This is a genomic window from Bradyrhizobium sp. CSA112, assembly GCF_029051645.1.
GTDB lineage: Bacteria > Pseudomonadota > Alphaproteobacteria > Rhizobiales > Xanthobacteraceae > Bradyrhizobium.
The window spans coordinates 639332-654705 of the sequence record NZ_JAACFS010000001.1 but is presented as its reverse complement, the minus strand read 5'-3'; the positions used below and the strand labels follow the sequence as shown (position 1 = coordinate 654705).

Genomic DNA, 15374 nt, shown 5'->3' with positions numbered 1-15374 from the left:
GTGAAGGAGATCACTGGCGGCTCAGGTTTGCGCTGCAGCGGGCCGCCTGGAGTATGGAGCAGGAACGGGTCTCAATTTGCTTTTCGCAACCTGAAATCTCATGCGGCCGGATTGGACCGGACGTGCTGGGCTGGAATGCTCTCGTCTCGTTCCAGCGGCAGGGTAAATTGAAAGACGGCGCCGCGGGGCTCATTCGCGCTTGCCCACATCCGGCCCCCGTGAGCCTCGACCATCGACCGGCAGATAGCGAGGCCCATGCCCATGCCCTTGGGCTTGGTCGTGTAGAAGGCCTTGAAAACGTGCTCTACATCCGCCGGGTCCAGGCCCGGGCCGGAATCGCGAACCGTGACGAGTACGCCGCCGGCGGCATCCCTCCCCGTGTTGATCCGGAGCTCGCGCGTCCCCCAGTCGATGCCGTCCATGGCTTCAATGGCATTGATGATCAGGTTCAGGATCACCTGCAGTAGCTGAGTACGATCGCCTTCCACCATCGGCAAGCCGGGCGCGAGCTCGGTCTGAAGCGAGATGCCATGCTTGAGCACTTCGCTTCGGGTCAGCACGACCATTTCCAGGATGGCTTCATTGAGGTCGAAGCGATCCCTTCGCGGCGGCAACTTGTTGATGAGGGCCCGGATCCCGCCGATGACGTTGCCGGCGCGCTGGCCGTCCTCGACGATACGGCCGAGGGAGTCGCGAACCTCGCCAAGATTGGGCGGTTGAGCGCGCAGCCAGCGCAGGGCGGCCTGGGCGTTGGTGACCGTCGCGGCGATCGGCTGGTTGACCTCATGGGCGATCGAGGCCGTCAGTTGTCCCATCGTGGTGACGCGATTGACGTGCGCGAGCTCCGCCTGCATGGCGCGCAAGGCTTCTTCGGCAAGCCTGCGTTCGGTGATGTGCCGCCCGACGCCGCGGTAGCCGACGAAGCGCCCCGTATCGTCAAACACAGGCATCCCGGAGACAGACACGTAACGCTTGCTCCCGTCGGGAGCTAGGCGCGCGAGCTCAAAATCACGGAACGGCAGGTGGGCGTCGAGCGTCTCCCGGTGCTTGCGCCAGGTCTCTTCATCAGGCTCCAGGTAAGGCACTTCCCAACGTGTCTTACCGATCTCGGAGCCCGACGCCGGCGCGTCGGCAAGGCTGTCCGCGAACTCCTGGTGAATAAAGCGATGTTGCGCATCGGTCTCCCAATACACGTCGAAGGAAAACTGCACGAGGGTGCGAAAGCGCTCCTCGCTCTGCCGCAGCGCCTCTACCGCCCGCTTGCGCTCGGACAAATCGAGGACAAAGCCAACGCCTTGATTTGCACCTTCCTCGAACGTCGCCCCGCCGATCAGCACGGGGACGCGGCTTCCGTCTTTTCGCACGTACTCTTTCTCGAATGGTTGCGCAGTCCCGCTCCGCCTGAGCTCCGCCTCGGTGCGCGCGTCGCGCTCGTGCCATTCCGGCGGCGTCAGCGTTGCCCGGTGCAGGCGACCCGCGGTGAGATCCTCCCGGTCGTATCCCACCATGCGGAGAAACGCGTCGTTGGCCTCAAGAATGCGTCCGTCCACTTCCCAGATGATGATCCCGATGATGTTGGCGTCGACCAGGCGCCGGATCTTCTTTTCGCGCTCTGCGACATCGTTCTGGAGCTGAACGTTCTCCTCTGTCGCTTTTCTACGCCGTCTCGCTTCAAGCCGTGCAAGCGCCAACGCCGCCCCTGCCAAGGTTGCGACAATGACGACGGCCGCAGCAATCAGCCAGGTTTTGCGTCGCTCGAGTGCCTCGGCGCGCTTCTCGTGATCCACGAGCAGGAAGCGCTCGTGATCCACCATCTGGTCGATTTGCGACCTTATCTCGTCCAGGCTGCGGATCATCGCCAGCGCCGCCAGCCCGGAGGTGCTGGCAGTTTTGACGATGTCATCGATCTCGCGCAGCTTTGCTGTAACGGTCAGCGCCAGATGTCCGGCACGATGGTTCTGCAATGGATCGCTCGCTACCAGAGCCTGCAGCGCCTGGGCGTCTCGGCGCACGCTTTCGTCGGAGACGCCGTAGGCCTTGAGATATGAGGGGTCGAGAGTCAGCAGATACCCGCGCCTTTGGGCCTCCACGTCGGCGATGACCGTCCGCAGCCGCTCCAGCGTCTCGAGCACCTGGCGACTCCGCTCGAACAAGAGATCTGCCGCTTGTCGCTCCTGACGATATTGGATGGCGAGAAACCCGGTCGCGGCAACCACAGCCAGAAGTACCACGACCACGAGCGTCAGCGGACGAGCAAACCACCGAGAGGACTGGCTCAGAGGGATTGACATGGCCTTAAGCCTTCGATGCTCGCGAGAGCGGCTGTTTTCTGATGCCGCCGCAAAGTATTGCTAGTATAATCGAAACATAGCCAGGCCCGCGCGGGTGAAGTAGGAAACCGGCTACTCGGCCGCGCAGATTACACTGGCTCAGGGAGCCCGTCAGTTCCCTCGCAACGGCCAGAACGTCACGGGCAGCGCGCTCGCGTATTGTGAGGGCCTATCCTCAGGCAGGAGCAACCCGCATGGCTCCGGGTGAAAAGTCGCCGCGCGGTCGAGGGCCGGCTAGCCGGCGCAGCTTCGTCAAGGGATTGGGGGCGGCGTTGCCGGCCCTCGCCCTGCTGCCGCGGTGGGGTTTCGCAGAGGATGTGGCCGCGATTTATGCCAACGCTGCGATAGATTGGAAGCAATTTGCGGGGCAGACGGTCACGCTCGCGGGCGCGATCCATCCCTGGTCGAACGCGATCACTCCGCTCTTGTGGGATTTCACCAAGCTCACCGGTATCAGCGTCGTTACGGACTTCCGATTGGAGACCACGTATCTGGGCGCGCTGCCGATCCAGCTTGCCCGTGGCGCCGGTACACCCGACGTCTTCATGTTTACGACCTATGGCCAGGGCATCTCGGCAGGATGGCTCGAGCCGCTGAACGCCTATTATTCCGACAGGTCGCTGACCGATCTCGGCTGGTATGACGAGAGCGACCTTCTCAAGACAGCTCGCGCCTTTCCGTTGTGGCGGGACGGAGAACGCTACGCCTGCCCGATCACTTCAGAGGCGGTAACCTTGTTCATCAACGGCGATGCGCTGGCAGCCAAGAACCTGCCCGTTCCCCAGACTTTCGATGAGTTGCTCGCCACCGCCAACGCAATCAAGACCAATGAGATGTCCGGGATCGCCATGCGGGCCCAGGCCGGCGGCAATTCGTCTGTGCCGGCCATGAGCTTCGTGTTCTCCTATGGCGGGGACATGGTCAAGGACAACAGGGCCGCTTTCGCGAGCCCCGAGGCGATCGCGGCCGTCGAGATGTTCGGTCGATTGCTCAGTCAAGCCGGGCCTCGCGGTGTGGGCGGCTACGAATGGTACCACGTGCTGGACGACTTCCTGCAGCGCAAGACGGCGATGGCGATCGACAGCAGCAACTTCGCTACCGACATCTCCAATCCGGCGAAGAGCCAGGTCGTCAGGCAGGCCGTGTTCGCTGCTCATCCGCATATCGCCGGTCGCAAGTCCGTGCCGTTCATGTCGCACTGGCAGGTGTGCATCAATTCCAGATCGCGAAACAAGCGGGCGGCTTTCCTGTTTCTGCTGTGGGCGACTAGCAAGCCGACCTCGATGCGGACCGCCGCAGCGGGGCTGGCGACGACACGCACATCGGCCTGGTCGAGCGAGGACTTCAAGAAGGCGTTCGGCGCCCAAGCCGCGGAGGCGGCGCTGACCAACTTGCAGAATGCCGATGTTGACCGCGCCAAGGCGATCCTTTTCCATCCGCAATCGAGACCGATCCTGGACGCTTTCATGATCGGCGTAAATGAAGTGGTCTCTGGAGCGAGACCGGCGAAGGTTGCGATGACTAGCGCCGCCGAGAAAGCCAATGCGGTGATTCGCGGATAGCGGAGCATTCGGCCGCGCTGTGATAGATGAATTGCTGCCAACCCGGAAAATCAGCGAGCTACTGCTGTCATAGCCATCGCACGCGTTTGAAGCGCAAGTAAAGCACCGTGCAAAGCAGAGCGATAATAGCAACGACGACAAAGTAGCCGTATTGAGTCTTCAACTCGGGCATATTTTCGAAGTTCATGCCGTAAATCCCGGCGATCGCGGTGGGTACGGCCAGTATCGCCGCCCAGGCAGCCAACTGCCGCGTAATCACGCCTTGACGCTGCTGCTCCAGTAGATTGCTCACCTCAAAAACCGAAGTCAGAACGTCTCGCAAGGAGTTCACCATCGCATCGACGCGTCGCACATGGTCCAGGACGTCCTGGAAATAGGGACGAGCGTTGGCGTCGAGACACGGCGTATCGAGGTGTACGAGACGGCCGCAGACCTCCATCATGGGGCCGATGATCCGCTTAAAACGGATGAGTTCTTGTCGCAGCCCGAAGATTCGCTTGACCTCTGCGCGGCTGAGGAAGCTGTCGAGTGCGCTTTGCTCCATGACCAGAACGCGTTCCTCGATCGTTTCGACAATCGGCAGATAGCCATCAACGATAAAGTCGAGGATGGCGTGGAGAACGTAGTCCGGGCCCTGGCCCAGCAGGCTAGGCGCCGCTTCGAGTTGCGCGCGAAGCTCGCTATGCGCCCGTGCCGAGCCATGCCGAACCGAAATGATGAAGTTCTTCCCAACAAAAATTGCGGTTTCGCCGTAGGCTATATGATCGTGCTCGAGGTGAGCGGTGCGTGTCATCACAAACAGTTGGTCGCCATAGACATCAACCTTCGGTATTTGGTTCGCTTTGAATGCGTCCTCAATCGCAAGAGGATGAAGCCCATAATTCTTCTCAAGTTGCTCAAGCTCTCGCTGCGAAGGTTCGAACAATCCGATCCAGACAAACTCGGATTTGCCCCTGCAATCGATGGGCTCGTCCAATGAAACGGCTTTTGCTTTCTTGCCATTGCGATACAGATGGGCTGCCACGACGCTCACAACGAGCTTCCTCCGAACTTATTGAGCGGGGCACCATCCTATCACGTAAATTGCCTGGGCTCAGAACTCATAGCCAGAAGATGACGGCTGCGACTTGTCGCGGCGCTCATTTCGACAGGGTCGGGCCAAAGGCGACATCTCTTCTTTGGTTCAGTATAGTGACAGTCGGAGCCTGAGCTTCGTAGATCGGGCGTAAGGGGTTAATTGATGACGAGGATCTCGGCTGACATGATACCCGAGCACTTCTGGCAAATTAGGTTCGATCAAAACCACGATTCGAACACGCCGACGCTGCCAAGCATTTCCGAAAGCCCGAACTGCCAGAATTTCGCGTACGCTCTGCTCAAGCACTTCGGATTTGAAATATTTCCATTTCGGTCAAGTAACCTGTGGGAGGACAGCAGCGAGACCTATGTGGTGTCAGACGACTTGAGGCCACTCGACCTTTTGCTTTTCAATCGGACCCAAAATCCTTGGGGAGCGCATGTCGCACTTCACCTCGGTGAGGACCATGCCATTCATCTGAGCAAAAAGCAGTCAGAACCGGTGATCTGGCCGTTGGCCCAATTCCTCGAGCTTGCTGAGTATCAAACCTTAATCGGGGCAAAGCGGCTCCGAAAAATTGGCGTTTGCCCATAGTCGAAGAGCGCTAATTCGCCTTGTCCGCTTCGGGCTTCAAGGCGGACATCGACCGACGATCGGCGTTTATGGGTCTCGCCGCTAGATCGTGACCTGCGTTCCCACTTCCACCACCCGCCCCGTCGGAATCTGGAAATAGTCGGTGGCGTCGTTGGCAGACTGGCTGAGGCGGATGAACAGCAAATCCTGCCAGCGCGGCATGCCCGAATGCGCGGCCGGCTTGAGCGCGCGGCGGGACAGGAAGAACGACGTCGACATGATGTCGAACTGCCAGCCGAGCTTGCGGGCGATCGCCAGCGCCTTCGGCACGTTGGGCGATTCCATGAAGCCGAACTTCAGTGTGATCTTGGAGAAGGTCTCGCTGAGCTGCTCCATCCGTACCCGCTCGGCGTCGTCGATCCGCGGCGTCGGCGCAGTCTCGATGGTGAGAATGACGTTTTTCTCGTGCAGCACCTTGTAGTGCTTCAGGCTGTGCATCAGCGCCGTCGGCGCGCATTCGGGGTCGGAGGTCAGGAACACGGCGGTGCCGGGTACCCGCTGCGGCGGGCGCTTCTCCAGCATCGCCACCAGCTCGGCCAGCGGGAATTCCAGCTTGCGCGATTTCTCGAACAATAGCCGGCTGCCGCGACGCCATGTGTACATCAAGAGCATCACGATGCCGCCGAGCGCCAGCGGCACCCAGCCGCCCTCGAACACCTTCAACAGGTTGGCCGCGAGGAAGGTGATGTCGAGGAACAAGAACGGGGCTATCAAGGCTGCGGCCGCGATCGGCGACCATTTCCAGACCCGCCAGATCACGACAAAGCCCATCATCGCCGTGACCACCATGGTCCCGGTCACCGAAATGCCGTAGGCCGCAGCCAGCGCGCTCGACGAGCGGAACAGGACCACCAGCAGCATCACCGCAATGAACAGCAGCATGTTGATGCGCGGAATGTAGATCTGGCCGGAATGGGCTTCCGACGTATGGCGAATTTCGAACCGCGGCATCAGGCCGAGCTGGATCGCCGTACGCGTCAGCGAATAGGCGCCGGTGATGACGGCCTGGCTCGCGATCACGGTCGCCGCCGTCGCCAGCGTCACCATCGGGATCAGCGCCCAGTCCGGGAACATCAGGAAGAACGGGTTCTCGATCGCCTTGGGATCGGCAATCAGCAGCGCGCCCTGCCCCAGATAGTTTATCGCCAGCGACGGCAGCACGATGAACAGCCATGCGGTCTGGATCGGCCGTTTGCCGAAATGGCCGAGGTCGGCGTAGAGCGCCTCCGCGCCGGTGACGGCGAGAAACACTGCGCCGAGCGTGATGAAGCCGATCATGCCGTGATGGAGCATGAAGGAGACGGCATGAAGCGGGTTGAACGCCGACAGCACTTCGGGGTGGCGCGCGATCTGCGGCACGGCCGCGATCGCGATGACGGCGAACCAGACGCACATGATCGGTCCGAAGAATGCGGCAACGCGCGCGGTGCCGTGGGACTGGACCGCAAACAGCGCCACCAGAATCACCAATGTCAGCGGCACGACATAGTGCTCGAAGGTCACCGTGACGAGCTTGATGCCCTCGATCGCCGACAATACCGACAGCGCCGGCGTCAGCACCGCATCGCCGTAAAACAACGCGCCGGAGATGATGCCGAGCAGCACGATTGCGCCGCCGCCCTTGGTGACCGCACGCTGCGCCAGCGCCATCAGCGCCAGCGTTCCGCCCTCGCCGTTGTTGTCGGCGCGCAGCAGGATGACGACGTATTTCAGCGTCACCACCACGATCAGCGCCCAGAGGATCAGCGACAATACGCCCTGTACCGCCTGCGGGCTGGCCGTACCGGCGTGCTCGCTGGCCGCGACAATGGCTTCGCGCAAGGCGTAGAGCGGGCTGGTGCCGATATCGCCATAGACGACGCCGATGCTGCCGAGCATCAGGGCCTTGAAGGTGGCGGTGGAATGCGTTTCGCCATGCCCATTGGCCGCGGGCGTTTCCGCCGCGGGGATCGCACTTTCAGATGACATGGGATGTGAGCCTCGGTTGTTTGCTGCAACGCACAATGCAGAACGGCAGCCCTATACTCCCGCCACACCTGAACAGGTTAGCCGGAATTCAGGCCTCCGGTATGCACCACTCGCATGGGTAGCGGAAGCTCACCGTTCCAAATTTCGCATCAAGTCAAATAGTTACCTGAGTTCCGACTTCCACAACCCGCCCCGTCGGGATCTGGAAGTAGTCGGTGGCATCGTTGGCCGACCGGCTCATGGCGATGAACAGGTGATCCTGCCATAGCGGCATGCCGGACTGCGCCGAGGGTTTAAGCGACCGCCGCGACACGAAGAACGATGTCGCCATGATGTCGAACTGCCAGCCGAGCTTGCGTGCGATCACCAGTGCCTTGGGCACGTTCGGCGATTCCATGAAGCCAAACCGCAGCCGCACCGTGGAGAACTTCTCGCTGATAGCTTCCATCTTGACGCGTTCGGACGGATCGACGCGCGGCGTCTGCGCGGTCTCGATGGTCAGGATCACATTGTGCTCGTGCAGCACCTTGTTGTGCTTGAGGTTGTGCATCAGCGCGGTCGGCACGAAGCTTGGATCGGAGGTCAGGAACACCGCCGTGCCCTTGACGATATGGGGCGGTCGCTTTTCCAGGCTCTTGATCAGGTCCGCCAACGGCACCTCGATGCGCCGCGTCTTCGCGGTCAGGATCGCGGCACCCCGGCGCCAGGTCCAGATCATCACCGCCACGGCGACGCCGAACAGCAGCGGCACCCAGGCGCCTTCGAACAGCTTCAGCAGGTTTGCGGCAAAGAAGCTCATGTCGACGACGACGAGGGGCAGGATCACGGCCGCCGCTGTCGCCGCGCGCCAGTTCCACAGCTTCCAGATCACGACAAAACCCATGATGCCGTCGACCACCATGGTGGTGGAGACGGCGATGCCATAGGCCGAGGCAAGGCCGCTCGAGGTGCGGAACAACAGCACCAGCAGCACGACCCCGATGAGCAGCAGGCGGTTGACGCGCGGCAGGTAGATCTGGCCGGCATGCGTTTCCGAGGTGTAGCGCACCTCGAACCGCGGCAAGAGCCCGAGCTGCACCGCCTGGCGGATCAGAGAAAACGCGCCTGTTATCACCGCCTGACTCGCGATGACGGTCGCTGCGGTTGCGAGCACCACCAGCGGCAATACCAGGATCTCCGGAACCATCCGGTAGAACGAGTTTGTGATCGCCGATGGATCGGACAACACCAGCGCGCCCTGGCCGAAATAATTAATCAAGAGCGCCGGCAATACGAAGCAGAGCCATGCGGTTTGGATCGGCTTGCGTCCGAAATGGCCGAGGTCCGCATAGAGCGCCTCGCCGCCTGTCACTGCCAGAAACACCAGGCCCATCGTCACCAGTCCGACGACGCCGTGGGAAAGCATGAACTGGATCGCATACCAGGGATTGATCGCCAGCAGCACCGTAGGATCGTCGCTGATGTGGACGAGACCCATCACCGCCAGTGCCACGAACCAGATCACCGTGACCGGCCCAAAGAGCGAGGCGACGCGCGCGGTTCCGCTGTTCTGCACCGAGAACAGCACGACCAGAATGAAGATCGTCAGCGGCACCACATAATGTTCGAGCGCGGGCGTGACGAGCTTGAGACCTTCGACCGCCGACAACACCGAGATCGCCGGCGTGATCATGGAATCTCCGATGAACATCGAGGCGCCGACCACACCGAGCGCCAGCAACACCCAGCTTCGGCGGCCCAGCGCCCGTTGTCCCAGCGCCATCAGCGAAAGCGTGCCGCCCTCGCCGTTGTTGTCGGCGCGCAACAGTAGCAGCACGTATTTGGCCGTGACGACGATCAAAAGCGACCACAGGATCAGCGAGAGCACGCCGAGTACGATGATGCGTGACGCCGGCTGGCCTTCGGCCGCGTGGGTGACGGCCTCGCGAAACGCATACAGCGGCGAAGTGCCGATATCGCCGAACACGACGCCGATACTGCCCAGTGTCAAGGCCCAAAAGCCAGAGGTAGCCTGCCCCTCATGGGCCTCAGTGGATGTGACGCTGACAGTCATGATGGAGAGGAACGTTCTCGTCGTTGAATTGATCCGGGCGGCTATCGACGCTTCCGCGCCGCCTGTCAATCATCGACAAGCATAGCACCACACGCGATGCGGAGCTTACGCAAAGCAGATTCCATCGAAATGGCAAGATGGTATTATGGTAGTCGCACGCTATGGCTTCAAGTTTGGCGGAAGCGGCGGATTTTCGCGCATCAGTGTGATGGTGACGCGACGATTTGCAGGCAATGTCGGATCGTCGGGAAATAATGGCTGGCTGTCGGCCCTGCCGCCGACGGCAAAGATGTGAGATGCCGGCAGTCCCTCGCGTTCGAGGATCTGGCGCACGGCATTGGCGCGGTCCGCCGACAGATCGAACGCACTATAATCGCTGCGCGCCGGCAAGAAGCCGGCAGACGTGTGGCCGACGATATTGACCCGCAGCGGTGTCGCCTTCAACGGCACGGCCAGTTTCTGGATCAGCCGGCGGGTGCGGTCGTACGGCACCTTGGAGCCGTCGGCGAACATCGAGCGGCCCTCCTGGTCGACGATTTCGAGATTGAGTCCCTCTTTGGTTTCCTCGAACATGATGTGCTTGGACATTTCGGTCAGTTCCGGCATGTCCTGCAGCGCTTGGCGCAATGAGGCCGAGGCGAGCGCGAACTCGCGATCGACCTTCAGTCGGGCGCCGCTTTCACGCTGACGGTCCTTGTCGTCGGGCGTCGGGGTATTGGAGGAATCCTCGGGCGCAATGTGCTCGACATTCTTCAGCTTCGGCCGCGTCGGCAGGCCATCGGATTCGACGATTCCCGAATACCGGGACTCGGTCTGCACGCCGAACGCTTCGCGCATCGAGCCGGCGACGATCTTGAGCTTCTGCTGGTCCTGGCTGGAGAACGCAACCAGCATCACGAAGAACGACAGCAACAGCGCCATCAGGTCGGCGAACGTCACGAACCAGCCGTGACCGCCATGCGCCTCTTCGCGTTTTTTCTTGGCCATGCTTTATGTCCGCGCCTGGATGCTATCAGCTGATCAGGCCGGAGCCAGTTCGCCTTCTTCGTCGCGATGTTTTTCGGGCAGATAGGCCAACAGCATTTCTCGCACCAAGGCCGGGCTCTTGGAATCGCGTATCATCAGGATGCCGTCGATGATCAGCGTGCGGTTGGTCTCCTCGTCGATCAGTTTGCCATGCAGCTTGTCGGCAATCGGCAGGCAGATCAGGTTCGCGACGACCGCGCCGTAAAGCGTCGCCAGCAAAGCTACCGCCATGAAGGGACCGAGTTTCGACGGGTCCGACATGTTCGAGAACATCTGCACCATCCCGAGCAGCGTGCCGATCATGCCGAATGCCGGCGCGCAATCGCCGATGGCGCGATAGATCTTCGAACCCTCGTTCAGGTGCATCAAAAAGTTGTCGCGGTCGCGCTCCATGTTGTCGCGGATGAATTCGAGATCATAGCCGTCGGCGACGTAGCGGATTCCCTTGGCGAGAAAGGGTTCGTCGGTCTCGACTTTTTCCAGGCCGACCGGCCCCTGCTTGCGCGCGATTTCCGCGATGCGGGCGAGTTCGTCGACCAGATCGCGGGCCGAGAGACGGCTCATGGTGAAGGCGAATTTTGCACCCAGCGGCATGCCGTGCAGGATCGCGCTGAGCGGGAAGCGGATCAGTGTCGCCGCGGTCGAGCCGCCGAAGATGATGATGACGGCATGGATGTCGTAGAACATCCGGAAATCACCGCCCATCAGAATCAGCGTCGACAGGACGATCGAGCCGGCAATCAGGCCAACGAGCGTGGTGATATCCATTCTGCACTCCAACGCATACGCGAACTACCGGCCGTCCTGGACGGTCGCGCGGCTCATCTGGAACCTGCGCACGAGGCACCCTACGACCGCGCCATTAAAGACGCGTAAAGGTTAAACCTAAAGCGCGGTCGTAGAATTGCGGGCAGACGGCCCGCACAATCTCAAGGATTCGCTAACCATAGTGCGGCGGTGGTTTTTCGTCGCCGTCCCCATTTCTCGCCGTCATTGCGAGGAGCTCGCGACAAAATTGCAAAGCAATTTTGCGCTGAAGCGGCGAAGCAATCCATCTATCCGCTTTGCCGCGATATGGATTGCTTCGCGGAGCCTGTCATCCGGCGGCGCTACGCGCCGACCGGGTGGCTCGCAATGACGGGTTAGGCCAATCGACCTCGGCCCGCCAGATTACTGTGCCTGCACGCCGATGCCGGCGGCCTTGATGATCGGCCACCATTTTTCGATCTCGGCCTTCTGGAAGGCGGCCAGTCCTTCCGGCGTCTGCTGCGCGCGCGGCGCGACGTCGAGGCCCAGTTCGCTAAACCGTTTCTGGATCGCCGGGTCCGCCAGTGCCTCTACCGTCGCGGCGTTGAGCTTGGCGATGACATCCTTTGACGTGCCCTTCGGCGCCCAGAAGCCGAACCAGCCCGACATATAGAGGCCGGCCACGCCGCTCTCATCCGCAGTCGGGATATCGGACATCGAGGCCGAGCGCGCCGGCGAGAGATTGGCAAGCGCCTTGATCTTTCCGGCGCGGATCTGCGGCAGCGCCACTGCGCCCTGCACAACCAGCAAGTCCACGGTGCCGGACACGAGATCGGTCATCGCCGGTCCCGCCCCACGATAGGGAATGAACTGCACTTTCTGCTTGGTCAGGCTCTCGAACAGCACGCCGGTGACGTTCGCCGCCGCATTCTGGTTGACGAAATTGATCTTGCCGGGATTTTCCTTCATCCACGCGACCAGCTCGGCAAGCGTGTTCGCCGGCAGATCTTTCTTGGCGACCATGAGCTGGGGATTGTTTGAAACAAGCGCGATCGGCTCGAAATCCTTTTCGAGATCATAATCGAGCTTGTAGATGATGCTGCCGACATGGGTGTCCCATTGCCCGATGTCGAAGGTGTAACCGTCAGGCGCGGCACGAGCGACGCGGCCGACGCCGATGCTGCCGCCGGCGCCGCCGACATTTTCGATCACGACGGACTGCCCGAGAGTAGCGCGCATCCGCTCGGCCATGATCCGGGCGGCGGTATCAGTCGATCCGCCCGGCGGGAACGGCACGATCAGCGTGATGGGCCGCGAGGGGTAGGTTTGCGCCTGTGCAACCGCGACGCCGGAGAGGATCAACAACGACAGCGCCGCCCAAAATCCTCGCATGACGTTCCCCCTCGCCTGTCTCAGGAATTCCGACTTCTCGTCAGTGAATCTCCGCCGAGCGCTTCAGCGCCTCCTTCAGTTTTTCGAGCGTGAAGTCCGGGCTGCGCGCGATCTCCAGGATCGGCGTTTCGCGCCGGCCGCAAAGTTCGGCGGCTTCCGGAATCTTCGCCGCGATGTCGACGGGGATCACGATGGCGCCGTGCTGGTCGGCGTGGATGAGATCGTCGGAATGCACGGTCATGCCGGCGACGCGCACCTCGCCGCCCCAGTTTTCGGCATGGACCCAGGCGTGCGACGGCCCGATCGAACCGGCCAGCGCCTGGAAGCCCGGCGCCCATTGCGGGATGTCGCGGATCGAGCCGTCGGTGATAACGCCGAGGCAGCCGAGCGCCTTGTGCACATTGCTCTGCACCTCGCCCCAGAACGCGCCGTAGCCGACATCGGCGCCGTCGATATCCTGGATCACGGTGATGCGCGGGCCGAAACCGGTGCCGACATATTCGTAATAGGCGATGCGACGGCGTGCCTGCTCGTCGGGCGGAAGGGTGGATTTGAGCACCGAGCGGATCGTCACGGTGCGGGCATAACCGACCATCGGCGGCAGGTCGGGGAACGGACAAACCAGCGGCTTGGTCGTGTAGCCGATCAGGCGGCGTTCGGGTGCGACGATTTCCATCGCATTGCAGATCGTCGGCGTGTCATAGCGCGCCAGCGCCTCGAGGACGGAAGCAGGCAACGGGGCGGTCACGGCTTTGTTCACGGCGTTTTCTCCCGATTTCTTTGGCCGGCTGTTTTCGAAAGCCGTGCATCCATAAGCCCTATAGCCGAGATTGGACGTGAACCCAACTCGGCCTCAGCTCATGGCAGATATCAGATTACGGGCGCGCTCAGTTCAGCCGCGCCGGCCGCTCGTCTTCGGTATCGCTCGGGGTGGTCGGCGCAAAGGATGGCGCCGGCGTTTGCGCCGCGGCGACTTCAGCCGTGGCGGACGGCTGCGCTGGTGCGGCTCTGCGCTCATGGTCGCGATAGGACTTCCAGCCCCAGGGCAGGCTCGCGAGGTAGAGCACCGAGCCGATCGACAGAATGTGCCAGGGATAGCCGATCAGGAGCGCGACGAAGAACACGACAGAGACGAAAACCGGCAACACCATTTCCGGCGGCACCCGCATCCGCACCGTCTTGCCGGAAAAGACCGGCAGCCGCGACACCATCAGGAACGCGATCAAAAGCGTATAGGCCGCGGTCAGCATGGCCGGCGGCTTCGAGACGCCGAGGAACGCCAGATAGAACGGCAGCATCGCCAGGATGGCGCCGGCCGGCGCCGGCACGCCGGTGAAGTAGTTCGCCGCAAAGGCGGGTTTATTCGGATCGTCGATACTGGCATTGAAGCGCGCCAGCCGCAGGCCGCCCGCGATCGCAAACACCATCGCCGCGATCCAGCCGCCATTGTTCAGCTCTTGGAGCTGCCAGAAATACAGCATCAGGCCGGGCGCAACGCCGAAATTGACGAAGTCCGCGAGGCTGTCGAGCTCGGCGCCGAATTTCGATTGCCCCTTGATCATGCGCGCGACGCGGCCGTCGACGCCGTCGAGAACGGCTGCGAACACGATGGCTGCGACCGCGAGCTCCATCCGCCCTTCCATGGACAGCCGGATCGCGGTCAACCCGGCGCAGATCGCAAGCAGGGTGATGACGTTGGGCACCAGCATCCGCACCGGAATCGGGCGAAACCGGCGGCGGCGCAGTTCAGGGTACTTGGGATCTGGGGTCAGCATGGCTGCTACTATATAGCAAGCGCCGGCCTTGTCCGCCATTGGCGGCGGCCAACCCATTTTGGTGGCTGGGACTGGTTAATCGGCGCGAAACGTCCGGCCCTGCTCGCTGGAGCCGAAATCAGCCAAAATCGTCTCGCCGGCAACCGCGGTCTGGCCCTCGGAAACCAGCGATCGGGTGCCTTCGGGCAGATAAACGTCCAGACGCGAGCCGAAACGGATCAGGCCGAACCGTTCGCCCGCCCCGATCGACTGGCCTTCGCGCACGAATGAGACAATCCGCCGCGCCACCAGGCCCGCGATCTGAACCACCCCGATCCGTCCGTTGGTCGTCGAGATGACCAGCGAATTGCGCTCATTGTCTTCGCTGGCCTTGTCGAGCTCGGCGTTGATGAAGGTGCCGGGCCGGTAGGCGATGCGGTCAATGCGGCCCGCCACCGGGCTGCGGTTCACATGGCAGTTGAACACGCTCATGAAGATCGAAACGCGCGGCAGAGGCCGATCGCCGAGACCGAGTTCGGCCGGAGGCAGCACCTGCGCGATCATCGAGACGCGGCCATCGGCCGGCGATACCACGATGCCGTCGCGCACCGGCGTGACGCGGACGGGATCGCGGAAGAACAGCGCGCACCACACGGTCAACCCCGTGGCGATCCAGCCGAGCGGCGTCCAGATCCAGAACAGGATCAGGCTGACCAGCGCAAAGCCGCCGATGAAGGGATAGCCCTCGGGATGGATCGGCGGGATCTGCGCGCGGATGGAGTTCGCAATCGACATCGAGGCTCACTGTTATCTGGCCAACTTTCCCGTTTC

Annotated in this window: 12 protein-coding genes; 2 read left to right on the top strand and 10 right to left on the bottom strand. The window is 61.9% G+C overall.

The annotated features are described in order from the left end of the window. Positions 1 to 98 precede the first annotated feature (98 nt). On the bottom strand, positions 99 to 2291 hold the full coding sequence (locus tag GWE18_RS03235) for a PAS domain S-box protein (RefSeq protein WP_275184342.1): 2193 nt from the start codon (positions 2289 to 2291) through the stop codon (positions 99 to 101). A 233-nt stretch (positions 2292 to 2524) separates the two neighbouring features. Here GWE18_RS03235 and GWE18_RS03230 point away from each other — a divergent pair, with 233 nt between their 5' ends. Beyond that, complete coding sequence (locus GWE18_RS03230) at positions 2525 to 3892, top strand: extracellular solute-binding protein (protein WP_275184341.1); 1368 nt, start codon at positions 2525 to 2527, stop codon at positions 3890 to 3892. A 67-nt stretch (positions 3893 to 3959) separates the two neighbouring features. Here the strand turns inward: GWE18_RS03230 and corA are convergent, their stop codons facing one another. Further along, the gene (gene corA, locus GWE18_RS03225; protein ID WP_275184340.1) at positions 3960 to 4925 is read right to left on the bottom strand and encodes a magnesium/cobalt transporter CorA; all 966 of its coding nucleotides are present in this window, start codon (positions 4923 to 4925) and stop codon (positions 3960 to 3962) included. 207 nt (positions 4926 to 5132) lie between these two features. Here corA and GWE18_RS03220 point away from each other — a divergent pair, with 207 nt between their 5' ends. Next, positions 5133 to 5564, top strand: coding sequence for a hypothetical protein (locus GWE18_RS03220; RefSeq protein WP_275184339.1), 432 nt, complete (start codon positions 5133 to 5135; stop codon positions 5562 to 5564). Between the two features lie 81 nt (positions 5565 to 5645). On the opposite strand, the gene GWE18_RS03215 is transcribed toward GWE18_RS03220, so the two are convergent. From GWE18_RS03215 to GWE18_RS03180, 8 genes are all read right to left on the bottom strand, one after another. After that, positions 5646 to 7571: a potassium transporter Kup gene (locus tag GWE18_RS03215; protein WP_275184338.1), complete on the bottom strand. Its 1926-nt coding sequence runs from the start codon at positions 7569 to 7571 to the stop codon at positions 5646 to 5648. Between the two features lie 154 nt (positions 7572 to 7725). Then, a complete protein-coding gene (locus tag GWE18_RS03210; RefSeq protein ID WP_275184337.1) occupies positions 7726 to 9624 on the bottom strand; it encodes a potassium transporter Kup in 1899 nt (632 codons plus the stop codon). Positions 9625 to 9783: 159 nt separating this feature from the next. Further along, a complete protein-coding gene (locus GWE18_RS03205; protein ID WP_275184335.1) occupies positions 9784 to 10611 on the bottom strand; it encodes a flagellar motor protein MotB in 828 nt (275 codons plus the stop codon). A gap of 33 nt (positions 10612 to 10644) precedes the next feature. Beyond that, on the bottom strand, positions 10645 to 11418 hold the full coding sequence (locus tag GWE18_RS03200) for a MotA/TolQ/ExbB proton channel family protein (protein ID WP_275184334.1): 774 nt from the start codon (positions 11416 to 11418) through the stop codon (positions 10645 to 10647). 402 nt (positions 11419 to 11820) lie between these two features. Next, positions 11821 to 12789 carry a tripartite tricarboxylate transporter substrate-binding protein gene (locus GWE18_RS03195; RefSeq protein ID WP_275184333.1) on the bottom strand — a complete coding sequence of 323 codons (969 nt, stop codon included), beginning with the start codon at positions 12787 to 12789 and terminating at the stop codon, positions 11821 to 11823. A gap of 40 nt (positions 12790 to 12829) precedes the next feature. Then, on the bottom strand, positions 12830 to 13549 hold the full coding sequence (locus tag GWE18_RS03190; protein WP_275184332.1) for an RraA family protein: 720 nt from the start codon (positions 13547 to 13549) through the stop codon (positions 12830 to 12832). A gap of 127 nt (positions 13550 to 13676) precedes the next feature. Beyond that, positions 13677 to 14561: a phosphatidylcholine/phosphatidylserine synthase gene (locus tag GWE18_RS03185; protein ID WP_275184662.1), complete on the bottom strand. Its 885-nt coding sequence runs from the start codon at positions 14559 to 14561 to the stop codon at positions 13677 to 13679. 78 nt (positions 14562 to 14639) lie between these two features. Further along, positions 14640 to 15338 carry a phosphatidylserine decarboxylase gene (locus GWE18_RS03180; protein ID WP_275184331.1) on the bottom strand — a complete coding sequence of 233 codons (699 nt, stop codon included), beginning with the start codon at positions 15336 to 15338 and terminating at the stop codon, positions 14640 to 14642. Positions 15339 to 15374 lie beyond the last annotated feature (36 nt).